At 70.3% G+C, this 23,540-nt stretch carries 24 protein-coding genes and 1 tRNA gene; 10 read left to right on the top strand and 15 right to left on the bottom strand.

Annotated elements, in window-relative coordinates:
• Window positions 1-71: 71 nt before the first annotated feature.
• Complete coding sequence (locus tag ACQEVI_RS09675) at window positions 72-1,181, top strand: 3-deoxy-7-phosphoheptulonate synthase (protein ID WP_432897476.1); 1,110 nt, start codon at window positions 72-74, stop codon at window positions 1,179-1,181.
• Window positions 1,182-1,293: 112 nt separating this feature from the next.
• Entirely contained in the window at window positions 1,294-1,926 is a 633-nt protein-coding gene (locus ACQEVI_RS09670) for a hypothetical protein (RefSeq protein ID WP_432897473.1), read from the top strand.
• A 9-nt stretch (window positions 1,927-1,935) separates the two neighbouring features.
• On the opposite strand, the gene ACQEVI_RS09665 is transcribed toward ACQEVI_RS09670, so the two are convergent.
• From ACQEVI_RS09665 to ACQEVI_RS09635, 7 genes are all read right to left on the bottom strand, one after another.
• Window positions 1,936-2,175 (bottom strand): hypothetical protein, encoded by a 240-nt coding sequence (locus ACQEVI_RS09665; protein ID WP_432897471.1) that lies wholly within the window; start codon window positions 2,173-2,175, stop codon window positions 1,936-1,938.
• 65 nt (window positions 2,176-2,240) lie between these two features.
• Entirely contained in the window at window positions 2,241-3,716 is a 1,476-nt protein-coding gene (locus ACQEVI_RS09660; RefSeq protein WP_432897468.1) for a DUF4232 domain-containing protein, read from the bottom strand.
• Window positions 3,717-3,738: 22 nt separating this feature from the next.
• Window positions 3,739-4,974: an NAD(P)/FAD-dependent oxidoreductase gene (locus ACQEVI_RS09655; protein WP_432897465.1), complete on the bottom strand. Its 1,236-nt coding sequence runs from the start codon at window positions 4,972-4,974 to the stop codon at window positions 3,739-3,741.
• A gap of 79 nt (window positions 4,975-5,053) precedes the next feature.
• Window positions 5,054-6,478, bottom strand: a complete 1,425-nt coding sequence (locus tag ACQEVI_RS09650) for an HNH endonuclease (protein ID WP_432905890.1) — start codon at window positions 6,476-6,478, stop codon at window positions 5,054-5,056.
• Between the two features lie 281 nt (window positions 6,479-6,759).
• Window positions 6,760-6,836, bottom strand: a tRNA-Pro gene (locus tag ACQEVI_RS09645).
• A gap of 132 nt (window positions 6,837-6,968) precedes the next feature.
• Complete coding sequence (locus ACQEVI_RS09640; protein WP_432897462.1) at window positions 6,969-7,436, bottom strand: RidA family protein; 468 nt, start codon at window positions 7,434-7,436, stop codon at window positions 6,969-6,971.
• On the bottom strand, window positions 7,433-7,597 hold the full coding sequence (locus ACQEVI_RS09635) for a DUF4177 domain-containing protein (RefSeq protein WP_116677091.1): 165 nt from the start codon (window positions 7,595-7,597) through the stop codon (window positions 7,433-7,435). The genes ACQEVI_RS09640 and ACQEVI_RS09635 overlap by 4 nt, the downstream gene beginning before the upstream one ends.
• Window positions 7,598-7,705: 108 nt before the next feature.
• Here ACQEVI_RS09635 and ACQEVI_RS09630 point away from each other — a divergent pair, with 108 nt between their 5' ends.
• Complete coding sequence (locus tag ACQEVI_RS09630) at window positions 7,706-10,051, top strand: transglycosylase domain-containing protein (protein ID WP_432897459.1); 2,346 nt, start codon at window positions 7,706-7,708, stop codon at window positions 10,049-10,051.
• A 5-nt stretch (window positions 10,052-10,056) separates the two neighbouring features.
• Complete coding sequence (locus tag ACQEVI_RS09625) at window positions 10,057-10,995, top strand: metallophosphoesterase (protein WP_432897456.1); 939 nt, start codon at window positions 10,057-10,059, stop codon at window positions 10,993-10,995.
• Between the two features lie 93 nt (window positions 10,996-11,088).
• Here the strand turns inward: ACQEVI_RS09625 and ACQEVI_RS09620 are convergent, their stop codons facing one another.
• The 4 genes from ACQEVI_RS09620 to ACQEVI_RS09605 form a co-directional block, all read right to left on the bottom strand.
• A complete protein-coding gene (locus ACQEVI_RS09620; RefSeq protein ID WP_116677089.1) occupies window positions 11,089-11,766 on the bottom strand; it encodes a Crp/Fnr family transcriptional regulator in 678 nt (225 codons plus the stop codon).
• Between the two features lie 240 nt (window positions 11,767-12,006).
• Window positions 12,007-13,122, bottom strand: coding sequence for a bifunctional 2-methylcitrate synthase/citrate synthase (locus ACQEVI_RS09615; RefSeq protein WP_432897454.1), 1,116 nt, complete (start codon window positions 13,120-13,122; stop codon window positions 12,007-12,009).
• A gap of 44 nt (window positions 13,123-13,166) precedes the next feature.
• A complete protein-coding gene (gene prpB / locus ACQEVI_RS09610) occupies window positions 13,167-14,072 on the bottom strand; it encodes a methylisocitrate lyase (RefSeq protein ID WP_432897452.1) in 906 nt (301 codons plus the stop codon).
• Window positions 14,072-15,604, bottom strand: coding sequence for an MmgE/PrpD family protein (locus tag ACQEVI_RS09605; protein ID WP_432897450.1), 1,533 nt, complete (start codon window positions 15,602-15,604; stop codon window positions 14,072-14,074). Before ACQEVI_RS09605 ends, prpB begins: the two co-directional genes overlap by 1 nt.
• Before the next feature lie 150 nt (window positions 15,605-15,754).
• Here ACQEVI_RS09605 and nth point away from each other — a divergent pair, with 150 nt between their 5' ends.
• Window positions 15,755-16,525, top strand: coding sequence for an endonuclease III (nth, locus tag ACQEVI_RS09600; RefSeq protein WP_432897447.1), 771 nt, complete (start codon window positions 15,755-15,757; stop codon window positions 16,523-16,525).
• Here nth and ACQEVI_RS09595 read toward each other — a convergent pair.
• Together ACQEVI_RS09595 and ACQEVI_RS09590 are read right to left on the bottom strand one after the other, a co-directional pair.
• Window positions 16,518-17,501, bottom strand: a complete 984-nt coding sequence (locus ACQEVI_RS09595; RefSeq protein ID WP_432897444.1) for an alpha/beta fold hydrolase — start codon at window positions 17,499-17,501, stop codon at window positions 16,518-16,520. The genes nth and ACQEVI_RS09595 overlap by 8 nt on opposite strands.
• Before the next feature lie 53 nt (window positions 17,502-17,554).
• Entirely contained in the window at window positions 17,555-18,364 is an 810-nt protein-coding gene (locus ACQEVI_RS09590) for a winged helix-turn-helix transcriptional regulator (RefSeq protein ID WP_432897441.1), read from the bottom strand.
• 298 nt (window positions 18,365-18,662) lie between these two features.
• Between ACQEVI_RS09590 and ACQEVI_RS09585 the strand changes: the two genes are divergently transcribed.
• Entirely contained in the window at window positions 18,663-19,403 is a 741-nt protein-coding gene (locus tag ACQEVI_RS09585) for a hypothetical protein (RefSeq protein ID WP_432897438.1), read from the top strand.
• On the opposite strand, the gene ACQEVI_RS09580 is transcribed toward ACQEVI_RS09585, so the two are convergent.
• On the bottom strand, window positions 19,400-20,059 hold the full coding sequence (locus ACQEVI_RS09580) for a YceI family protein (RefSeq protein ID WP_432897435.1): 660 nt from the start codon (window positions 20,057-20,059) through the stop codon (window positions 19,400-19,402). The two genes, ACQEVI_RS09585 and ACQEVI_RS09580, sit on opposite strands and share 4 nt — an antisense overlap.
• Before the next feature lie 306 nt (window positions 20,060-20,365).
• Between ACQEVI_RS09580 and ACQEVI_RS09575 the strand changes: the two genes are divergently transcribed.
• Window positions 20,366-20,731 (top strand): TlpA family protein disulfide reductase, encoded by a 366-nt coding sequence (locus ACQEVI_RS09575; protein WP_432897432.1) that lies wholly within the window; start codon window positions 20,366-20,368, stop codon window positions 20,729-20,731.
• A complete protein-coding gene (locus ACQEVI_RS09570; RefSeq protein ID WP_432897429.1) occupies window positions 20,728-21,168 on the top strand; it encodes a DUF4395 domain-containing protein in 441 nt (146 codons plus the stop codon). Before ACQEVI_RS09575 ends, ACQEVI_RS09570 begins: the two co-directional genes overlap by 4 nt.
• Window positions 21,169-21,208: 40 nt before the next feature.
• Here ACQEVI_RS09570 and ACQEVI_RS09565 read toward each other — a convergent pair whose 3' ends face one another.
• Window positions 21,209-21,568: a DsrE family protein gene (locus ACQEVI_RS09565; RefSeq protein ID WP_432897426.1), complete on the bottom strand. Its 360-nt coding sequence runs from the start codon at window positions 21,566-21,568 to the stop codon at window positions 21,209-21,211.
• Window positions 21,569-21,720: 152 nt separating this feature from the next.
• Between ACQEVI_RS09565 and ACQEVI_RS09560 the strand changes: the two genes are divergently transcribed.
• On the top strand, window positions 21,721-22,290 hold the full coding sequence (locus ACQEVI_RS09560; protein ID WP_432897424.1) for an FABP family protein: 570 nt from the start codon (window positions 21,721-21,723) through the stop codon (window positions 22,288-22,290).
• Window positions 22,291-22,369: 79 nt separating this feature from the next.
• Window positions 22,370-23,521 carry a YgfZ/GcvT domain-containing protein gene (locus tag ACQEVI_RS09555; RefSeq protein WP_432897421.1) on the top strand — a complete coding sequence of 384 codons (1,152 nt, stop codon included), beginning with the start codon at window positions 22,370-22,372 and terminating at the stop codon, window positions 23,519-23,521.
• Window positions 23,522-23,540: the final 19 nt, after the last annotated feature.

Here is a 23,540-nt window from a genome sequence, read left to right as displayed (position 1 = left end):
CGGACCAGGAGTCGGTGGCGGGCCGTCCGGTTCCTTCGAACCAGACCCGCCTACCAGGAGCCCCGATCCCGATGAGCATCACGCCTGCGGAACCCAGCACCGAGCTATCCGAACTCGGTACCCGCACCTCCGACCTGCGCATTCGCGCTCTCGACCCGCTTCCCGCGCCGAACAGCCTGCTGGAGTCGATGCCGCTCGGCACCGCCCGCAGCGACCTCGTCACGACGTCCCGCCGCGAGGTGCGTGACGTCCTGACCGGCGACGACGACCGGCTGCTGACGATCGTCGGCCCGTGCTCCGTGCACGACCCGGTCGCCGCGCTCGACTACGCGGCCCGGCTCGCCACGCTCCGGCGCGAGCTGTCCGACGACCTGGTCGTCGTCATGCGGGTGTACTTCGAGAAGCCGCGCACCACGGTCGGGTGGAAGGGCCTCATCAACGACCCGCACCTGGACGGTTCGCACGACGTGCGGCACGGCCTGAGCCTCGCCCGCGAGGTACTGCTCGGCGTGCTCGACGCCGGCGTCCCGGCCGGGGCCGAGTTCCTCGAGCCGACCAGCCCCCAGTACATCGCCGACGCCGTGACCTGGGGCGCCATCGGTGCCCGCAACGTCGAGTCGCAGGTGCACCGGCAGCTCGCCTCTGGCCTCTCGATGCCCGTCGGGTTCAAGAACGCGACTGACGGCGACGTGCAGATCGCCGTGGACGGCTGCATCACCGCCGCGAGCGAGCACACCTTCTTCGGGGCCGACGGCCAGGGCCGCGCCGCCGCCGTCGAGACCACGGGAAACCCGGACTGCCACGTGATCCTGCGTGGCGGGCGCTCCGGCCCCAACTACGGAGCCGAGGACGTCGCCGCCGCGCTGCGCGTGGCACGCACCTCCGGGCTGGGCGGCCCCGTCGAGAACGGCGTGATCGTGGACGCGAGCCACGGCAACTCGGGCAAGGACCACGTCCGCCAGGCTGGCGTCGTGCACGAGATCGCCAACCGCATCGCGGACGGCGAGCGGGGCATCACCGGCCTCATGATGGAGAGCTTCATCGAGGCCGGCGCGCAGAAGCCCGCCCCGCTGTCGGAGCTCGTCTACGGCCAGTCGGTCACGGACAAGTGCATGGACTGGGACACCACGGAGGACCTCCTCCGTGAGCTGGCGAAGGCCGTCCGCGAGCGTCGCGGCTGAACCCGGTTTCTTTCCGCTGGCCGAGCTTGCCGAGACCCGTCTCGGAAAGCTCGGCCAGCGGGGTCTCGGCGGTTCTGTGGACTCGTTCTCACGCAGCACCTAGCCTCAGCCTGTGAACAGCGACGACGTGGTGGATCCGGCCGAAGCCACGCAGGTGCCGGGTCGGCGCCGTGGGCGCTGGATTCCCCTCACGCTGGTTGTGGCCTTGCTCGTCGGTGTCGCCGCCTGGCAGGGTGCCGCCCGGATCGGGCGGATCGACACCGGCCCGGCGGCGATCTCCGGTGGCCTCGATCTCCCTGACTGCATTCCGCAGGACGACTACTGGACGTCGTTCGGCACGGACGAGGAGGTCGTCGTCGCGCACACGCTGCGCAACCCGTCCCCGTGGTCCGTGACGGTCATCAGCACGGACCCCGAGGTGTACCGGTTCGAGCCGCTCAGCGAGGATCCTTCGGGGGACGACACCTTCGCGGCCGGCGACGCAGGTAGCCCTCCTGAAGGAACTCAGAGTTCCGTCGTCGTTCCTCCGGATCGTTCGGTAGTGATGTGGATCCACAACCCACAGGGCAACATCGTCAGTGGTTCCAGCGTCCGCTACAGCTTCGACGGCGTTCGCCTGAAGGTCCGCTCGCTCGGTGTCGAGCGCGAGGTCTACGTGCCGTACCAGGGAACACTCTACGTGGGCGGAGGTTCCCGGAGCAGCGAAGAGCTCAGCGCTGCTCTGGCGGAGGCGTGCTCGGGCTGATCCTCCGGATCAGCCGGTGACCGGCGCGAAGCGGCCGACCAGCAGCTCCAGCCGGTGGTCGCGCGCCTCGAGGGGCAGGCGGCCGCTGCGTTCGAGCATGGCCAGGCCGTGCAGGCCGGCCCAGAAGGTCTCGAACGTCAGATCGACGGCGTGCGTGAACATCGCGTCGTACAGCGCGGGCCGCTGCTGGGCGAAGTCGGCGTAGGCCGCCGCCACGGCGGGAGCAAGGCCGTCGCGTTCGGGATCCACTTCGCCACAGCCGTCGTCGTGCTCGTGAGCGCCGGGCTGTTGTTCGCGGTCTGAGGCGGCAGAGGTCAGCCGGACGTCAGCGGGTCCTCGGGCGGCGGGCCGGCCTGGGTCCACGGGCTCTGGCGCACCTCGGCACCGTCGAGGATGTCGAGGCCCGACGCCCGCGTGCCGTCCATGGTGGCGTCGAGCCGGACCGGATCGGCGCCGGCGACGGCGGTGACCTCGACCGTCGTGGTCGTGTCCGGGTCGTTGACCGTGGACATCGCGCGCCACAGGAAGGCGGACAGGACGTACTCGCCGTCGGGCACCACCACGCGGGCGGGCCCGACGTCGCCCGGGGTGATGGTGACGTTCTCCTGCGCCTGACCGGCCTCGTTGCGGAAGATCAACTCCGGGACGTTCTCGATGGCGCACGGCGCGCCCGACAGGTTGCGGGCGCGCACGTTCGCCGCACGCGTGCCGAGCGAGGAGTCGACGACGCCGAAGGTGACCTCCAGGTCGTCGCCGGTGCAGTCGGGGGCAGCGGGGTCGACCGGCCACGGCGTGGTGCCTTCGGGCAGTGGGAGGGTGTCGGTGTCCTGGGCGGGCGGTTCGAAACCAGAGACCCAGCCGGTCGCCTCGGTCTGTTCGGCGTCGACGATCGTGTAGGCCACGTGGTACCCGCTCGCTCGTGCGTACTCCTGCCGGTCGAGCCACCGGCGGAGCGCGGTGAGGTCCTGCGCGGGTGACGTCGTGTCGGCCCGTACGGTCAGCCGCCGTTCCTGGGCGAGGTACGTCGCGCTACTGACGTCCGGACGCTCGACCGCGGCGACCAGCAGCGCCACGGCGCCGACGTCGGGCACCCGGGCCGCCGACCGGAAGTCGGCGCCGGACGCGGAGAGATCGGCGGAGCGGTCGAGCTCGACGGCGGTCCGGGCCAGGCCCGGCAGGGCGTCGATGGACGGGGCCCGTACCTGGGCCGTCGCTGCGATCGGGTCGTCCTCCCAGGTGCCGGGGCCGTCGCCGAGGCTGATCGTCACCAAGACGGCACCCGCTTCTCGCAGGTGGTACGCGTCCGTTGCGGCGTCGCCCACCACCTCCGTCGTGGGGCCGGCACCCGTGGTGACGTGCAGCGACGGGGCTTCGCCGTACCCGCTCTGCCCGTACCCGCTCTGCGTGGGGCCTGACTCCTCGGTCTCCGTGTAGTACTCGACGGACAGCGAGACCTGGTCACGGCTCTCCAGCAGGTCGGCGTCAGCCACCAGGAGCGACTGCGCCTCCGCGGTGACCGCCCCGGCGTCGCCCGCCCCGAGCGTCTCGTCCAGCATGACCCGCACGCTCACCGTGCTCGGCGCGGCCTGCTCCCGCTGCCCGAAGTTGCCCCTGGCGAGCTCGATCGGGCTGCTCCTGGTGACCTCGACGGCGATCACGCCGTCCAGGCCGCGCACCGAGTCGGCGGCCGTCCGGATCTCGGCCGGGGGCTGCCCCGCGCCCCGGGTGCAGCCGGCGAGCACGAGAGCGGAGACGGCGGCGAGCGCGAGGGCCCGGTGGAGTGGCGACACCCGGGAATGGTCCCACCCGTGATCAGCTCACGAAGCCCTCCAGCTCCGCCGTCGACACCTTCTTCCGGGACCTGATCAGTTCCTCCACACGCCCCATCTGTTCCCACACGTTCACCGCCATGCCGGCCGCCACCTGCCCATCGACGCGCCAGAACGCCACGAACTCTCGTGAGCCGATGTCTCCGGAGACCACTACGTCGTCGTAGCCGGCCTCGACGTCCACCCAGCCGGTGTACTCCATGCCGACGTCGTACTGGTCGCTGTAGAAGTAGGGGAGCCTGTCGTACTGGTCGGTGGCCCCGAGCATGGCCCGGCCCGCATGCGCGCCGGTCCTCTGGGCGGTGGCCCAGTGCTCGACCCGGAGCGGACGCCCGTAGAGGGGCGACGGAATGCTTGCGACGTCACCTCCGGCGAACACGTCGGGATGCGACGTCGCCAGTGTGCCGTCCACGACGACACCTCCGCCCTGCGCAGCGGACCGGAGGTCGAGGCCCGCAACCTCCGCGAGCCCGACGTTCGGCGTGGCGCCCACGCCGATCACGACGACGTCGGCTCCCACCTGCCTTCCGTCGGACAGGTCGACGCCGGTGACACGGCCGTCGGCGCCCTGGATCCGAGTGACGGAGGCGGTGCGGAGAAAGTGGACCTCGTGCTCGGCGTGCACGCCCACGTAGAGATCGCTCATCTCAGGTCCGAGCACCCGTCCGAGGGGGCGGGACCCCCGGCCGATCACGGTGACGTCCAGGCCCAGGGACCGTGCCGATGCGGCCACCTCGAGCCCGATCCACCCGTCGCCGATCACGACGAGGCGGCCCACACCCTCCAGGGAAGCTTCGAGCAGCGTGCTGGAGATGCGATCCGAGTCGTCGATGGTGCGGAGGTAGTGCACTCCGGCGAGATCCGCGCCGGGCAGGCCGAGTGCCCGCGGCGTGGACCCGGGGGCGAGGAGCGCCTTCGCGAAGGCGAGCGTGCCGCCGTCGGAGAGGGTCAGGGTGTGTCCGACCGCGTCCAGCCCGACCACCGTCTCGTTGACCTGGACGGTGACGTCGTGCTCGGTGTACCAGGCCTCGTTCAGCGGGAAGACGGCGTCTCGCTCCGACTCGCCGCGCAGGTAGTCCTTGCTCAGCGGTGGGCGCTCGTACGGATGGTGGGGTTCGGCCGTGACGACCACCAGGTCGCCGTCGTAACCACCGGTGCGGAGCGCTTCCGCGGCGCGGGCTGTGGTCAGCCCGCCACCGACGAGGACGTACGGATCCATCGAATGCCTCCCGTGCTGGGTTGATCCCAAGTCTTGCACCGGTGCGCTGGGCAGGCACGAGCGCCCGACGGCGGCCGGTTCAGCGGACATGCGTCCAGGCGAGGTCGGCCCGAGATCTTCGACTCGAGGCTCTCCGCCGTCTCCGTGGCCGGTAGGCGATGGTCCCGCTGCGCCGTGGCGCAGAGCGTCCGATGCCGTATCGGCTGCGTGGAACGTGCCTGTCGCTCGGGCCCGTCATGCCTGCTGCTGGAGTCCAGGCCGGGGGCGTCTCCCGGATGGGTTCGGGTGGTTCGGGCGCGACGAAGTCGTAGCTGTGCCCAGTGGGCGTGACGGTCTCGACGGCCTGGCGACCGTCCCTCTCGGTAGCGGACTGCGTCCAGCCCGGCGACTGCTTGGCGTGGTTGCAACGCACGCACAGCCCCTGCCCGTTGTCGAGGCTGGTCGGTCCACCTTCGGCATGCGGGGTCACGTGGTCGATGTGCCGAGCCTGGGCGTCGCACCACGGTGTGGCGCAGACGCCCTGCTCCCGAGAGCGCAGCAGATCGGCCATACCCTGCGGGTGGAACCTCGCCTTCGACGTCGAGGCCAGGAGCCGCCCGCCCGGAGCGACGTAGATCGTGCGCAGCCACGCTGCATCGGCGTCGATGCCGTGCGCGACCAGGTTCCGCGCCACCGGCCCTGGGACGACACCTACACCCGCAGACACGCCCTCGACGACAACACCTGGGCGGTCGCCGTCGGCGAGCAGGGTCTGGTCGGAGACGAGGAGGTTGATCGTGACCGGGACATCGTCGGCATGGCCCGGCTCGCGGCCGGTGACGCGCTCGATGAACGTGTCAGCCATGAGCTGTCCGGTGCCGCGCTCGTCACCCGCGGCCTTGGCTGCCTCCGCGTGCTTCTTGAGCTGGGCGTAGGCCTGCACCCCCTGCTGCATCGGCACCAGCGCGGTCAGGTACACCATCAGGTCCGGCGCCGGCCGCACCGAGACGCACCGCTGAGCGACGGCCTTCGCCCTGCGCTTCACGCACGCATGCACGTCCAGCTCTGCGGCGAGCTCCTTCACCCGCGCCATCAGCCGCCGGGTGCCCGTTCGCGCCAGCGTCGGCAGGTTTGCCGGTCCGCAGATCTGCTCGTCGATCTGGGCGCGGTGCTCCGCCGTCAGGTGCGAGGTCTCCCGGACCAGGAGCGTCGCCCGCCACTGCGACAGGATGCCGGTGCGGAGGGCGCGGAACGTGTGCGGCATGCCGGTCAGCCACACCCGGGCGGTGCTCAGGAACGCCGATCCGGCGTGTGGGCTCTGCTGTATCGCCGCCCCTACCTGGTTCGGCACGGCACGGCCTCGCCGGTCGGCACGAAGACCTTGCTCGGCCTCGGCTGCCTTCGTCGAGACCTCCAGCGCCACGGCGAGCTGCGCCTGAGCGGCGGTCGCGGTGTTCTTGAGGGCTTCGAGCTCGCCGAGCAGGTCGACCCAACCCGCCGTGTCGGATGCGCCTGGAAGGATCATGCCCGCCAGTCGCTCACGCATCGCCCGCACGTCCGGCGGCCGGAGCGCGGCGCCGTCCACGCCGAACGACGCCGACGGAGGTCGGCCGTCGGAGGTTCGGGATGTTGGACCATCGGTGCGCTTCATGGCATCAAATTATCGGACACGTGTTCGATGCGCGCGTCGAACACGTGTCATCTGCTGACGGCAGAACCGGGGACCGGGTTCCGGCATCCCCTCTTGCCGGACAACGAAAAAGACCCTCTGACCGAGCATTTCTGCTGGTCAGAGGGTCTTTCACATGGTCGGGGTGACAGGATTTGAACCTGCGACCTCTTCGTCCCGAACGAAGCGCGCTACCAAGCTGCGCCACACCCCGATTGAGTCCACCGCACGACAGGCACGAAGCCTTTCCGCGGGAGCCTGCTCAGAATAGCCGACGCAGGGCCCGGAACGGAAACCGAATCCGGAGTGGGTCCGATCACGCCCGTTCCAGGCCGCTGCGGAGGCGCTAAACCAGCTCGACGACGAGTTCTACCTCGACCGGCGAGTCCAGCGGAAGCACTGCCACGCCCACGGCGGAGCGGGCGTGCACACCGGCGTCGCCGAAGATCTCTCCGAGCACCGAGCTGGCGCCGTTGATGACCGCGGGCTGACCCGTGAACGACGGGTCGCTCGCGACGAATCCGACGACCTTCACGATCCGTGAGATCGAGTCGAGCGAGCCCGTGACCGACCGGACCGCGGCGAGCGCGTTGAGCGCACAGGTGCGCGCGTAGGCCGCGGCGTCGTCGGCGGAGACCAGGCCCTCGCCCTCGCCGACCTTGCCCGTCGCGGGCAGCTTGCCCTCGACGAAGGGCAGCTGGCCGGACGTGTAGATGTAGTTGCCGGTCTGCACCGCTGGGACGTACGCCGCCACCGGAGCGGCTACCTCGGGGAGGGTGATGCCCAGCTCGGCGAGGCGCTTCTCAAAGCTCATGCGTCACCACCGGGCCGCTTCAGGTAGGCGACGAGACCGGTGCCGTCGGGTCCGGGGACCACCTGCACGAGCTCCCAGCCGTCCGAGCCCCACTGGTCGAGGATCGCCTTGGTGTTGTGAATGAGGAGGGGGATCGTCGCGTACTCCCACTTCGTTGCCATGCCGATGATGCTAGCCCGCGAATGGCAGCGGCGATTCCCTACGAGACCTGCACACGGGCGAGTCCGGTTTGGGCGCGCTCTGTCAGGGACACCCCGTAACCTGGGCCCATGGCCATGGCGAACCCTCGCGAGCCGCGCCGGATCACCCGAACCATCCCCGCCGCGCAGCTCATCGGACTCCTTCTCGCATTCGTGCTCACCGCAGGCGCTGGTGGCGTGATCGCGGCCGGGCTCGTGATCCCGCTGGCGTCCGGCGTGAACACCGCCGTCGACACCGGCGTCGAAGTGTTCGAGGAGGTGCCTGACGAGCTGGTTCCGGGGCCGCTGTCGGAGCAGTCCCAGATCTACGCGAGCGACGGCAAGACAAAGCTGGCGACGTTCTACGTGCAGAACCGCATCGTCGTGCCGCTCGACAAGGTGTCGGATCACATGAAGAACGCCGTGATCTCCATCGAGGACGAGCGTTTCTACAACCACGGCGGCGTGGATCCCGAGGGCATCTCGCGCGCTGCGCTCAAGAACTTCGGCGGCGGCGACATGCAGGGCGCCTCGACGCTCACCCAGCAGTACGTGAAGAACGTCCTGATCGAGGAGGCCGACCGGTCGGGCGACACCTTCGGCATCCTGGAGGCTCGCGAGGACTCGCTGACGCGAAAGCTTCGCGAGGCGAAGCTGGCTATCGCGCTCGAGAAGGAGATGTCCAAGGACGAGATCCTGCAGGGCTATCTGAACATCGCGCAGTTCGGCACAAGCGTCTACGGCGTCGAGACGGCCTCGCGGCACTACTTCAGCAAGTCGTCGAGCAAGCTGTCCGTGGTCGAGGCGGCGACGATCGCCGGCATCACCAAGGCGCCGAGCCAGTTCGACCCGCTGCAGAATCCCAAGAAGGCTGAGGAGCGGCGCGATCTCGTCGTCGGCAAGATGTGGCAGCTCGGCTACATCACCACCGAGGAGCGGGACAAGGCGCTGGGGACGACGCTTGAGGAGAGCCTCGATGTCCAGCCGCTCGACGTCGGTTGCGAGTCCGCCAAGGGTGCGGCGTTCTTCTGCGACTACGTCATCAAGGAAGTCATGTCCAGCCCGGAGTTCGGGGAGACCAGGGACGACCGCTTTGACCTTCTGTACCGCGGTGGCCTCAAGATCATCACCACGCTGGACATCAAGAAGCAGCGTGCGGCCGAGGTGACGATCAACGACGCCGTCCCGGCCAACGACCCGAGCCAGCTCGAGGCTGCGATCACCTCGGTCGAGCCCGGCACCGGGAAGATCCTGGCCATGGCCCAGAACATTCCCTACGACGCGGGCGCAGAGCCCGCACCCCGGCACACCTCGCTGAACTACTCGGCGGACTATGCGCACGGTGGGTCGCGCGGTTTCCAGGCAGGCTCGAACTTCAAGCCGTACATCCTTGCGGAGTGGCTGCGCTCCGGCCGACAGCTGTATGACCCCATCAGCGCGAGCGCGTACTCGACGCAGGTCTCGTCCTTTCAGGTTCAGCCCTGCAAGCAGAGCCTCGGCGGAGATGCCTGGAACGTCGGGAACGTCGAGGGCTCGACCAGCGGTATGACGAACGTGCTCACCGGCACGTTCCAGTCGCTCAACACCGTCTACGCCCGCATGTCCCACGAGCTCAACCTGTGCGACATTGCCGGCACGGCCTGGGACGCCGGCTTCCGGCCGACCACGTCGTCCGACCCAACGTCTCGGACCATCGACGTTCCCAAGGAGTCGGACATCGACGTCTTCGCCCCGATGGTGCTGGGCACCCAGTCGACGACGCCGGTCTACCAGGCGGCGTCGTACGCGACCTTCGCCAGCGGCGGTACCTACTGCGCGCCGATCGCGATCCTGGAGGTGCGGGAGCGAGACGGCGCAAAGATGAAGGTGCCCGGCAGAGCCTGCAAGCAGACGCTCGAGCCCGCAGTGGCGAACACCGTCGCCTTCGCAATGACCAAGGTCTTCGGCTCCACGGGAACGGCCTGGAAGCTTCACGGCGGCCTGAGCGACGGCCGCCCGGTGGCTGGTAAGACCGGCACGACGCAGGACGCGTTCCAGAGCTGGTTCACGGGGTACACGCCCAACCTCTCGACATCTGTCTGGGTCGGGGAGTCCAACGGCAACTTCGAGCACAAAGACTTCTACGTGAAGGGCCAGTTCTACAAGGCCCTCTACGGTGGTGAGATCGCTGCGCCGACCTGGAAGACGTACATGGACAAGGCGGTCGTCGGCCTTCCTGTCAAGAACTTCCCGGCACCCGACCCGAGGCTCGTCGGGCAGCCGGCCCCGCCGCCCAAGCCGAAGAACAACGACAACGAAGAGGGCGGCTCGAACGGCGGTGGCTCCGGCGAAGAGGGCGGCGGCTCCGGAGACACCGGCGGCGGTGGTGGTGCCGGTAACGGAGGCGGTCCCGGCAACGGGAACGGCAACGGCGGCGGCGACAACGGGGACGACTGATCTCTATGGGAACGCTGCGTAACGTCGGCAAGACGCTCGGGATCGTCGGGGGCGTAGCAGTCGCCGGAATCGCGTACGCGCACTTGGAGACGAAGCTCTTCCGTGTGCGACGGGTGACCGTGCCACTGCTGCCCCCGGGGCAGCGGCCGATCCGGGTGCTCCACGTCTCCGACCTGCACCTGACGCCGAGCCAGCGGACCAAGCAGGCCTGGGTCCGCTCGCTGGCCGCCCTCGAGCCCGACCTGGTGATCAACACCGGCGACAACTTCGGGCACACCGAGGCGCTGACCCCGCTGCTCGACGTCTTCGACCAGCTCATGGATGTGCCCGGTGCGTTCGTGATGGGTTCGAACGACTATCACGCGCCGTCGTTCAAGAACCCGGCGCGGTACCTGCTGCCCGATGCTCGAGTCCAGGGCGGCGACAAGGTGGCGCTGCCCACGGAGTCGCTCACCAAGGCGTTCACCGAAGCCGGCTGGGTGGACCTGAACAACAGTCGAGGTCTGGTGGAGCTGCGCGACGGTCGCACCGTCGGGCTGGTCGGCATGGACGACCCGCACCTCGACCGCGACGTCATGCCGGAGCCGGGCCGCGTGCCCGGTGAGGAAGACGCGGTGCTGCGCCTCGGCGTCGTGCACGCGCCGTACAAGCGCGTGCTGAACCAGCTGAAGGCCGACGGCGTCGACGCGATCATCGCCGGGCACACGCACGGCGGGCAGCTCTGCCTGCCGTTCTACGGCGCGCTCGTGACGAACTGCGACCTGGACCGTACGCGGGCGTCCGGTCTGCACGGCTGGCCCGGTGCCCGGCCCGACCGCGAGGGTGGCGAGGGCTCGACCTGGCTGCACGTCTCGGCGGGCGCCGGCACCTCGCCCTACGCGCAGGTCCGGTTCGCGTGCCGCCCGGAGGCGACGCTGATGACGCTGACGGCGCGAGCCGCGTAGCGGGAGTTGCGCTCCCCGATCGGTAAAAGGTCAGGTGTTCGGCAGTCGTAGCTGCCGAACACCTGACCTTTTACCGACTGCGGCCCGGGCGCCTCAGCGCGCCCTGCGCTCCAGCCTGTCGAGGTCCAGCAGGACCACTGCCCGGCCCTCGCGGCGAACCCAGCCGCGGGTCGCGAAGTCGGCAAGGGCCTTGTTCACGGTCTCGCGGGAGGCGCCGACGAGCTGCGCCAGCTCCTCCTGGGTGAGGTCGTGCGCGACGCGGATACCGTCGTCGTTCGGCTCGCCGAAGCGGGTCGAGAGGTCCAGCAGCGCCTTGGCCACGCGGCCGGGCACATCGGAGAAGACGAGGTCCGCGAGGGTCTCGTTGGTGCGGCGCAGCCGGCGCGCGAGCGCGCCGAGCAGCTGGGTGGCGACGCCTGGATGGTCGGCGATCCAGCGCACGAGCGACTCGTGGCGCAGCTCGTAGACCACAGAGTCCGACACGGAGGAGGCGGAGGCGGTGCGGGGGCCCGGGTCGAACAGGGAGAGCTCCCCGAACATCTCGCCAGGGCCGAGGATCGACAGCAGGTTCTCGCGGCCGTCACTCGACCGGCGACCCAGCTTGATCTTGCCCTGCGCGATGACATAGAGCCGGTCGCCCGGTTCGCCCTCGCGGAAGAGCACGTCACCCCGGACCAGCTCCACGGGCACCATGGACTCGAAGAGCGCGCGGGTCTCCTCGCCTTCCATGTCCGCGAAGAGGGGGGCAGAGAGTACGACTTCGTCGTCCACCAGTGGTGTCCTCACGTGTCGGGGACTTTCGTCCATCAGTCTTTTCCACCTCTCAGTCTGCCTCAATGTCACGAGATTGCCGGGTCATCGGGTTTCTCGCGGCGTCCGCGTGGCGTGCAGCCCGACGTGATCGTCCGCCAGGTGCGGGATGTCGGCTTTGCTCGGCGCGAAGTAGGACGCCCGTCCATAAATCCTAGGGGGTGTCACCTGGGAGTTTGGAACGGGCGTCCCAGGTACCTCTCAGGGAACGTCGCGCTGTTCCGGGCCCACGTACTCGCACACCGGTCGGATCAGCGCGTTCGCGGCGCGCTGCTCCATGATGTGCGCGGTCCAGCCGGTGATGCGCGAGGCCACGAACAGCGGCGTGAAGATGTTCGTGTCGAAGCCCATCAGGTGGTAGGCCGGGCCCGCCGGGTAGTCCAGGTTGGGCTTGATGCTCTTCCGGCTGCCCATGGCGTTCTCGAGGGTGTCGTACAGGTCGAGCACCGCGGTGTCGCCGTAGTGCTCGGCCAGGTCGCCGAGCACGGCGCGCATGGTCGGCACGCGCGAGTCGCCGTTCTTGTAGACCCGGTGGCCGAACCCCATGATCTTCTTCTTGTTCGCCAGCGCGTCCTCGAGCCAGGCCTCGGCCCGGTCAGCGGTGCCGATCTCCTCGAACGTCGCCTGCACCGCCTCGTTGGCCCCGCCGTGCAGCGGGCCCTTGAGGGCCCCGATGGCGCCGGTGACGGCGGAGTGCAGGTCGGCGAGCGTCGAGGTGATGACGCGCGCGGTGAACGTCGAGGCGTTGAACGAGTGCTCCGCGTACAGCACCATCGAGGCCTCGAAAGCCTGCACGACGGCGGGCTCCGCCTCCTTGCCGAACGTCATCCACAGGAAGTTCGCGGAGTAGCCGAGGTCCTCGCGCGGGTGCACGAGCTCCTGGCCGTGCCGACGGCGCTGGTCCAGCGCGACGACGGCGGGCAGGACCGCCCACAGGCGGACGGACTTGGCGAGCTCGGCCCCGACGGACGAGTCCTCGGCCGCCGGGTCGTGGGCGCCCAGGATCGAGACCGCCGTGCGGCACACGTCCATGGGGTGGCAGTCGGTGGGCAGCTCGAGGATGGCGTCGCGGACGTTGTCCGGCAGCTCGCGGTGCACGCGTTCGGTAGCGGTCTGCTCGGCCAGCTGGGCCGACGTCGGGAGCTCGCCGTGCCACAGCAGGTAGGCGACCTCCTCGAAGCTCTTCTTCGCGGCCAGCTCCTGCACCGGATAGCCCCGGTACAGGAGCGAGTTGGTCTCCGGGTTGACCTTCGAGATGGCCGACGTGTCGGCGACGACGCCGGCCAGACCCTTACGGATCTCCGTGGTCTCGGTCATGAGCACTCCTTCGTGTCGAGACTAAGTCAGGGCTTGTTTCGAAATCAGGGCTTGTAGGTGAAGACGTTGCTGTCGAAGTGGTTGTAGGCCGCGTAGTCCGTGAGCTCGTACAGCCGCGCGCGGGTCTGCATCTGGGGCACCAGGCCGTCCTGGGTGCCCGACGCCGAGATCTCCTCGAGCGCGCGCTCGGCGGCGCCCATCGCGATGCGCAGCAGGGTGACGGGGTAGATCACGAGCTGCGCCCCGGCGTCGTGCAGCTGCTTGGCGGTGAAGAGCTCGGACTTGCCGAACTCGGTCATGTTGGCGAGCACCGGAACATCGAGGGCCGAGGCGACGGCCTCGAACTCCGCGAGGTCCTTCATCGCCTCGGGGAAGATCGCGTCGGCACCGGCGTCGACCAGGGCCTTGGCGCGGTCGATCGCGAGCCTGAGCCCACGTTCGCCCGGCTCGGTGCCGCGCACGTCGGTGCGCGCCATGATGAGGAAGTCGGGGTCGCGGCGGCCGTCGACGGCGGCCCGGATGCGCCGGACGGCGTCGTCGAGCCCGACGACCTCCTTGCCGTCCAGGTGTCCGCAGCGCTTGGGGTTGACCTGATCCTCGATGTGGATGCCGGCCACGCCGGCGTCCTCCATGGTCTGGACCGTGCGGGCCACGTTCATGGGCTCGCCGAACCCGGTGTCGGCGTCGGCCAGCACCGGCAGGTCGGTGACCCGGGCGATCTGCGCGGACCGGCCGGCCACCTCCGTCAGGGTGGTGAGGCCGATGTCGGGCAGGCCGAGGTCGGCGGAGAGGACGGCGCCGGAGACGTAGACGCCGTCGAACCCCTTGTCCTGGATCAGCTTGGCGCTCAGCGGGTTGAACGCGCCGGGCAGGCGCAGGATGTCCGGCCCGGCGAGGGCCTCGCGGAAGGCGCGTCGCTTGGCCGCGGGCGTGAGGTGCGAGTAGAGCATCAGGCGCGCCCCAGCTCGAAGAGGCCCGTCGGGGACTTGACCGCGTCCAGCACGCCCGGTGCCGCGACGATCGTGAGCTCGCGGACCTCGGCCGGCGTCAGCTCGGGCAGCCGCTCGGCGAGGCCGAGGAAGCGCTCGATCTCCCTGTCCGTCAGGATCCCGGCGGCGAGCGTGCGGAACTTGCCGACGTAGTTCGCGCGGGCGAACGGGCGAGCGCCCAGCGGGTGAGCATCGGCGACGGCGATCTCGCGCGTGACCACCTCGCCCGAGGTGAGCGTGATCTCGACCCGGCCGCCGAATGCCTTCTCGGCGGGGTCGGTCGAGTGGTAGCGGCGCGTCCACTCGGCGTCCTCGGCGGTGGTCACCTTGCGCCACAGCTCCACGGTGTCGGGCCGCTGCGCCCGCTCGGGGGCGTAGGAGTCGACGTGGTGCCAGCCGCCGTCCTGCAGCGCGACGGCGAAGATGTACGGGACCGAGTGGTCGAGCGTCTCGCGGGACGCCGTCGGGTCGTACTTCTGCGGGTCGTTGGCGCCCGAGCCGATCACGTAGTGCGTGTGGTGGCTGGTGTGCAGCACGATGCCCTGGACGTTGCTGGGGTCCCGCAGCTCCGGCCGCTCGTTGCCGAGCGCGCGGGCCATGTCGATGATGGCCTGCGCCTGGTACTCCGCGGAGTGCTCCTTGGTGTACGTGTCGAGGATGCCGGTACGCGGCTCACCTGCCTCGGGCAGCACGACGTCGTAGGCGGCGTCGGGCCCGTCGAGGAGCCAGGCGACGACGCCGTCCTCACCCTCGTAGATGGGCTCGGGGGAGGTCTGGCCGCGCAGTGCGCGGTCCACTGCCTCGACGGCGAGCTTGCCGGCGAAGGCCGGTGCGTGCGCCTTCCACGTGGAGATCTGGCCCTTGCGGCTCTGCCGCGTGGCCGTGGTGGTGTGCAGGGCCTGGCCGATCGCCTGGAACACGGTCTCGGTGTCCAGGCCGAGCAGGGTGCCGATGCCGGCCGCAGCCGACGGGCCGAGGTGCGCCACGTGGTCGATCTTGTGCTTGTGCAGACTGATCGTGCGGACCAGGTCCACCTGGATCTCGTAGCCGGTCACGATGCCCCGGACCAGGTCCTTGCCGGTGCAGCCCGCGTGCTGGGCGACGGCGAGGATCGGCGGGATGTTGTCACCCGGGTGGGAGTACTCGGCGGCGAGGAACGTGTCGTGGAAGTCGAGCTCGCGCACCGCGACACCGTTGGCCCACGCGGCCCACTCGGGGCTGCTGGTCGCCTCGGGTGCGAGGCCGAACACGGTGGACCCGGGGCGGTAGGGGTGCGCCTGGGCCTGCGAGCGGGCGGCGACCGCCGGGCCGCGGGTGAGGCTGGCCGCCGCCACGGCGGCGTTGTCGATCACCCGGTTGATCACCATGTCGGTGACCTCGGCGGTGGGCTCGACGGTGTCCGTGGCGAGCTCCGCGAGCTTCCACGCGAGCTGGTCGGTGCGCTTGAGCGGCTCGGCGGACGGGTAGACGCGCAGGTGGTGCGTGTACGGCATGGTGACTCTTCCTCGATTCACGTGGACCCTCGTGGGGTCTCAGATATGCGTGCTCGACCTTCTCATACTCGGCGTCCTAGGTACATGGCGCCAAACCGGGCGGCCGAGCTCAGGGGTCCGATGTCAGTGGGGATCGTTAGTCTGGCTGATGTGACCACAGTCAGGGAACGCGAACCCGATAACGCGGCGACGGGCACGGCGGAGAGCCGGCTGGCGCTCGTGCGCAGAGCGCGGCGTGTCAATCGCCTGCTCGCGGAGACCTATCCCGATGCCAGGGCGGAGCTGGACTTCACGACGCCGCTGGAGCTGCTGATCGCGACCGTGCTCAGCGCCCAGACCACCGACGTCCGGGTCAACCAGACCACGCCGGAGCTCTTCGTGATGTATCCGGACGCCCAGGCCTACGCCGAGGCGGATCCCGACGAGCTCGAGGACATCCTGCGGCCCCTCGGCTTCTTCCGGGCCAAGGCGCGGGCGGTGATCGGCCTGGGCCAGGCGCTGGTCGAGCGGTACGACGGCGAGGTCCCGGGCCGGTTGAAGGACCTGGTCACGCTCCCGGGCGTCGGGCGCAAGACGGCGAACGTGGTGCTCGGCAACGCCTTCGGCGTCCCGGGGATCACCGTCGACACGCACTTCGGGCGGGTAGCGAGGCGGCTCGGCCTCACTACCGAGGAGGATCCGGTGAAGGTCGAGACCGAGGTGGGGGAGCTGTTCCCCAGGAAGGACTGGACCAAGCTCAGCCACCACCTCGTCTGGCACGGGCGACGGGTATGCATCGCGCGCAACCCGGCGTGCGGGGCGTGCAGCATCGCCGACCTGTGCCCCTCCTACGGAGCGGGCGAGACGGACCCAGACAAGGCGGCGAAGCTGGTGCGCCCGGCGCCGGACCGCTCGGAGTCGGCGGGCCTGCCCCTCAAGTAGTTCTATCTCGAGAAGTGCTGCTCGGCGCGGGACCGACCCGGGCCAGCCAGCCCAGCAGGATCTGATTGACCTCGTCCGGGGCTTCCTCGGGCAGGAAGTGGCCGGCGCCCGGGATCAGCTCGTAGTGGAGGTCCGGCGCGAGGGCCATGGCATCGAGGTCGGCGCGCTCGGGCCGCACGATGCCGTCCCGGCCGCCCTGCAGCTGCAGGGTGGGGACACCGAGCGGACGGCGCAGCGCGGTACCGAACCGGCGGCCGTCCATCCGGGGCGTGGACCGCACGGCCCAGCGCAGCGCCTCCGCGGCCGAGTGCGCGGCGAACGGGATCCGCATGACCGCCTTGTACAGGTCGACCACGTCGTCGGGCAGCGGGGTGGCCGCGCCCAGCGCGAGGGTGCGCTCCACGAGGTCGCCCTGCGCCAGCGCCCGCTCAGGCAGGGTCGGGACCTGCAGATACGCGATCTCACGCAGGGCCGCGGACGTGAGAGCGGCCCGGCTGCGCAGGCGCATCCGTGCCGGATGCGGGCTGGCCAGCACGGCGACCGCCGTCGTCGTGCCGGGGTGCAGGGACGCCATCGCCCAGGCGAGCGTGCCGCCCGTTCCGTGCCCCACCACCACAGCGCGCTCGCGCCCGAGGGAGCGGACGACGCCTGCGACGTCCGCCGCCCGCGCGGGCACCCCGTAGCCCGACGGCGGCTTGTCCGACCCGCCCACACCGCGCACGTCCATCGCGGCCACCCGGTAGCCGGCGTCGGCCAGGGCGGGGATCTGTGCGCGCCACGCCCACCAGAACTCGGGGTAACCGTGCAGGAGGACGACCAGCGGCGCCGAACGGCTCTCGGGCCCGGCGACCGCCACGTGGAAGCGCGAGCCGCCCGACGAGACGAACTCGTGCTGCCAGGGACCCTCGACCAGGGCGCACGTGTAGTCGCTGGTGGCTGCCGTGCGGACGGCCGGTCGGGCCGAGAGTGCGGTCACAGGTACGAACCTACGCGGTCGGTGCCTTACGCGCCCGGCTATCGGCCACCGGTTCAGTGGCCGGTCTGCGCGACCTGTCGCCCGCTCGGCCCGGCGTTGGGGTCGTCCGTGCCGGCCGCCGCGGCGTCCGTCGGCGCCGGCGGGAGCGCCGCGGCGGGCGGCGGAGCAGGAAGCTCCTCGGTCGGTCGTTCCTTCGGCGGGTCGAACCGGTAGCCGACGTTGCGCACGGTGCCGATGAGCTGCTCGTGCTCCGGCCCGAGCTTTGCCCGGAGCCGCCGCACGTGGACGTCGACCGTGCGCGTGCCCCCGTAGTAGTCGTAGCCCCAGACCTCCTGCAGCAGCTGGGCGCGCGTGAACACGCGGCCCGGATGCTGCACGAGGTACTTGAGGAGCTCGAACTCCTTGTAGGTCAGGTCGATCGGGCGACCGCGCAGTCTTGCGGTGTACCCGCCGGCATCGATGGCCAGCTCGCCCGCGGAGATCTCCTGCTGCGACTCCTCCGCGGGGCCGCGCGCCGAACGCTCGATCACCAGGCGCAGACGGGCCTCGACCTCGGCGGGCGAGGCGGTCTCCAGCAGCAGGTCGTTGGCGCCCCACTCGTGGGTCACCACCGTCAGGCCGCCCTCGGTGAGGATCAGCACGAGCGGCACGGTCAGGCCGGTCGCGTGCAGCAGCCGGCAGGTGGTGCGGGCGGCGACCAGGTCACGGCGGGCATCCAGCAGGACGACGTCCGCATCCGGGGCATCGACGAGTGCCGAAGGCTCCATCGGAAGCACTCGGACCCGATGCGAAAGCAGTCCTAGTGCGGGCAGTACCTCGGCAGACCCACCGGTGGCGGGTGTGAGGATCAACAGCTCTGCCATTGACGCACCTCCTCTCGGAACCGGCGTCTTGCAACCGTCCCTGGCTCGGGTCTCGCTGTAGCGAGACGTCCCGTCGCGTCCAACTGGCTCTGCGGAAGTCTGCCCTGTTGCTTGTTGCGTGCATGTTACACGCCCTTTTCCTGGACACCACCATGCTGCTCAGGACCCGTGACACTCACATGACACGAGCGTTGCTCGACTCGCACAGGCCTCTGATCAGGCGGTTCGGAGGCCCGTCCGGAGACTCTTTCAGGGCCAGATTGAAGGAACTCGGACAGACTCTGGAAAACTCGGTCTCGTGTCCGTCTCCACCCGCGCCGTGACGACCGCTGTGCTCGCAGCCCTCGTCGCCGCTGCGTCCTACGTCCAGCCCCAACCGCTGCCCCTCGTGGCGGCGGTGGTGGTCCTGGTGGTTCTCGTCGCGCTGGGCTGGCCGTCCCTGCTGCGCCTGCCCGCGGCGGGAAGCACCCGGTTGGTCGTGGCGCTCTGCGGTATCGGCGGGGCTGCCGCCACGTACTTCACCCAGGGCGAGCCGGTGCTGCGACATCTGCCGACGGTCCTGGCCGGCGCGGTGGTGCTCTCGTTCATCGCACAGATGCTGCGCCGCGACGGCCGTCCGCAGCTGACGGAGTCAGTCTCGGGCACGGTCGCGGGTGTCGTCGCCGCCATCGCGACCTCCGGCTGGATCGCCGCCGCGCGGTCCGACGCCGGCGCCACGCTGGTGGTGACGAGTGCGGTCGCCCTGGCGGTCGCGGCTGCCGTGGCGGCACTGCCGGTCCGCGGCTGGGTGGCGCTGGGGGTCTCCACGGTCGCCGCCGTGCTGGTGGGCGGGGCCGCGGCGACGCTGCTGCCGGGCATCGACACCGTGAGCGGCCTGTGGTGCGGGCTCGTCGCCGGTGTCGTGGTCGGCGCGCTGCACCTGCTGCTGGAACGACTGCCCGCCCGCGGTGCGCGGCTGGCCGGGCTCACGGCGAGCGCGCTGCCCGTGGCGGTCTGCGGCATCTTCGTGTTCGTCGTGGGCCGGATGGTGATCCTCTAGGACTGACGGATCATCTCGCCGGCGATCTCGATGCGGACCTTCTTGGCGACCAGGACGCCGCCGGCCTCGAGCGCGACGTTCCAGAGCAGACCCCACTCCTCGCGGTCGATGTCGCAGCTGCCGTGGAACCCGAAGATGTCCTGGCCGTAGGGGTCGTGCCCCACACCGCCGAACTCGCACTCGAGCGAGACCGGGCGCGTGACACCACGGACCGTGAGCAGCCCGTCCATGACGAACTTCGTGAAGGAGCCGTCGGGCTGGTCCGGGTCGTGCGGACGGCGTCCCGCCGTACCTGCCTTGAGTCGCGCCCACGAGAAGATCGGGTCCACCTGTGTCCGCATCCGGAAGCCGGTGCTGCGGAACTCGATGGTGGGATGGTTCTCGACGTCCAGGAAGTCGGGGCTCGACAGGTGCGCGTCGCGGTCGGGCACGTGGGTGTCGATGGACGCCGTCTGGATCGTGCAGCTGACCTGGGACACCAGGGGGTCGTCGGCGACGACCACCGTCGCCTTGCCCTCGGCGAACTCGCCGCGGACGGGGCTGACCATCATGTGCATGGCGAGGAAGCCGAGCCGCTTGTGATTCTGGTCGAGCTCATACGCCCCGGCCGCCGGAATCGTGATTCCGTTCCAGGTGCGTGTTGGCAAAACTTCCATCTTAGCAAATTCTCCCATATATGCGGATGCATGCACGTTACCACCGGGACGACAGGGACTTGGTACGCATTTCGGCACGAGAAATACTGCTTCGGGCGGGGGCGGTGCCAAGGAAATCACGCGAGCGAACCTGCGAGAAGCGAAGCGGCCCGCAATGTGACAGGCGTCATTGCAGGTGAGGACTTGTCTGGACGAGCAACACACGGCATCGTGGGTTAAATGTTGTTGGGTCAAGTGGTCGCGCTGGTCGTGCTCGTGCTGGGTACCGCAGCTCTCGGAGTGTGGTGGTCAGCACGTCAAGGTGCCGTGCGCGCGCCCCGGCAGGCGCCGGCGGGCATCGACTGGGCATCGGCCGGGATCGCGCTCGCGGACCGGGTGACGTTCGTGCAGTTCTCCGCCGAGGTGTGTGCCGCGTGCCGGTCCACCTCGCGGGTGCTCGGAGGGCTCACCGGCTCGAGCTCCGGCGTCGGGCACCGCGAGCTGCTCGTGGACGACCACCTCGACCTCGTGCGCAGCCTGGGTGTGCTCCGCACGCCCACCGTGCTCGTGGTCGACGGCGGCGGCCGCGAGGTGGCCCGCATGAGCGGCGTCGTCTCCGACACGCAGGCACGTCAGGCACTCAACCGGGTCCCCACTGCGGCGGCCGAAGCGGACGGGGAAGGGCAGTCATGAGCGTGAACAAGGGGATCGACCCGCGCGGACCGCGCGTAGGGGCAAGCATCACTGCGGTGCTGCTGGCAGCCGTCGTGCTGCTCGGCGCGAGCACCGCCGGGCTGTGGCTGCTGACGTTCATCATGCTGAGCTTTGTGCTCGGCACGCTGCGCGGAGCCGAGGGCTCGTGGCAGGGCATGCTGTTCAAGAGGTTCGTCCGGCCCCGGCTGGGTCCGCCGGCGGAGATGGAGGACCGGCGTCCGCCGCGCTTCGCGCAGGGAGTCGGCCTCTTCGTCACCGCCGTCGGTGTGATCCTCGGGTTCTTCGGCGTGCTTCCGGCCGTGCCGATCGCGGCAGCGGTGGCGTTCGTCGCGGCGGCACTCAACGCCGTCGTAGGCCTGTGCCTCGGGTGCGAGATGTACCTGCTGCTGCGCCGGACGGGTCTGGTTCGCGCCTGACCGAAGCGCCAGTTCGAACCCTTGACGAAGCCCAGGCCGCTCAGTAGACGAGCGCCTGGGCTCCGTCGCGCAGGATCTCCTCCGTGAAGAGGGCCGCGCCCGCGATCCGGACGCCGGGCAGCACGTCCGCCTCCGTGATGTCCCGGCGTGCGGCGCACTGGGTGCAGAGCGTGACCGTTCCCGCGGCCAGGACGACCTCCAGCAGGTCGGGCAGCGGCGTCGCGTGCTCGAGTGCGAGCTCGGCCGCGCGGCCGGGCAGCGCGAACCACGCGGACTCGCCGGTGAGCCAGAGGCTGACCTCGGCCCCGGACGCCACCGCCGCGGCGGCGACGGTGAACGCCTGGTTCGTGGCCTCGGGCCGGTCCAGGCCCGCAGTGGTCTTGATCACGAGCTGTCGCATGCCGCTGACTGTAAGCGGTCGACCGTTAGGATCGACAGCATGTCGATCCATGCCCTTGAGCTCATCTTCACCGGCCTCATCGTCGCCGTCGCCGTCGCGGTCACCTGGTTCGCCGGCTACGTCGTCTACAAGCTGTACACCGGTCAGCGCTGATGACGTTCACCTTCCCTGACGGCCTCTCGCCCGACGTGTACCCGCTGGCCTGGCTGGTCGGCCGGTGGCGCGGCGAGGGCGTGATCGAGTACCCGGGCATCGGCAAGAAGACGTTCGTGCAGGACCTGGTCTTCGACCACGACGGCGGCCCGTACGTGCGCTTCGAGTCCACGTTGCGGGTCCTGGACGAGACGGTCCCGGACAAGCTGCCCGACGACGGCGAGTGGCCGGCCCCCGCGCCGGACCCGGTCGGCACCGTCTGGTCCACCGAGACCGGCTACTGGCGCGTGTCCACCGACCGCCCCGACGGCCTCGAGGAGGACAAGCACGCGCTCGAGGTGCTCGTCGCCGACGCCTCCGGACGCATCACGGTCTACGTCGGCGCCGCGGGCAACGGGCGGATCGACCTGGCTTCGGACGCCATCGCGCGGACGTCGACGGCGTCCGAGGTCCGGGCGTCGAAGCGGCTGTACGGACTGGTGCAGGGTCGCCTGCTGTGGGTGGAGGAGCTCGCCGCGTTCGGCGAGCCCATGCGCTCGTACGCGTCGGCGGAGCTGGACCGGCAGTGACAACCGGCAGTAACAACCGGCAGTGACAACGCAGGCGGGGAATGCCTCGCCCGCCCACAACGCTGCACCTGAGGTGAGCATGGATTACGAGAGCCCCCTGTTGAGCCGCCACGGCGCGGTCGCCGCATCCGGTCCCGACGCCGGGATCGCCTGGCACTACGGCGACCCGACGGCCGAGCAGCGCGCGCTGTCGCGCGGCGGAGCGGTGGTCGACCAGTCGCACCTCGGGATCGTCCGGGTCGCCGGCCCCGACCGGCTGAAGTGGCTGCACTCGATCACCTCGCAGCAGCTGGAGGGCCTGGCGCCCCGGACCAGCACGGAGCTGCTGGTCCTCTCGCCGCAGGGCCACATCGAGCACGCGGCGGGCGTCGTGGACGACGGCGAGGCCACGTGGCTGATCACCGAGCGCGAGTCGGCGCCCGGCCTGGCCGGCTGGCTCGACCGGATGCGGTTCACGCTCCGTGTCGAGGTCGCCGACGTCACCGGCGAGTGGGCGGCGATCGGTGAGCCCGTCGCCGCGGAGGGTGCCGAGGGCGAGCCGGTGACCTGGCACGACGCCTGGCCGAACGTCCTGCCCGGCGGCACGCGCTACGGCCCGCCCGAGTCCGAGCATCCCGGTGCGACCCGCCCGTGGCGGCTCGTGCTGGTGCCGCGTGCTGACCTGGACGCCGAGGTCTCGGCACGTGAGGCGGCCGGCTGGCCGCTCGCCGGCACCTGGGCCACCGAGGCCCTCCGGGTCGAGGCGTGGCGCCCGCGGTACGCGCGCGACGTCGACGCCCGCGCCATCCCGCACGAGCTGGACTGGCTGCGGACCGCCGTCCACATCAACAAGGGCTGCTACCGCGGCCAGGAGACCGTCGCCCGCGTGCACAACCTCGGCCGGCCGCCGCGCCGGCTGGTCATGCTGCACCTCGACGGCTCGCAGCACCTGCTCCCCGAGCCTGGCGCGGAGGTGCGCCTCCCTGCGTCGGACGGCGGGGCCGGCAAGGTGGTGGGCACGCTCACCTCGATGGCCCGGCACCACGAGCTGGGACCCATCGGCCTCGCGGTGCTCAAGCGCAACGTGCCCGAGGAGGCCGAGCTCATGGTGTCGGGAGAGGTCTCCGGCCAGGTCCTCGAGGTGTCCGCGGCCCAGGAGATAGTGGTCCCGGGCGACGGCGTCTCGGTCGACCGCCCGGACTCGCACGGCCCGCTGACCCGCGGCCTGCGCGGCCCAGCCAGCCTGATCTGACCGCGAACCTGTCAGACGC

The sequence above is a fragment of the Promicromonospora sp. CA-289599 genome (genome assembly GCF_050936155.1).
GTDB lineage: Bacteria > Actinomycetota > Actinomycetes > Actinomycetales > Cellulomonadaceae > Promicromonospora.
Note: the sequence above shows the minus strand (reverse complement) of the source record. Positions and strands in the feature narration are given on the sequence as shown.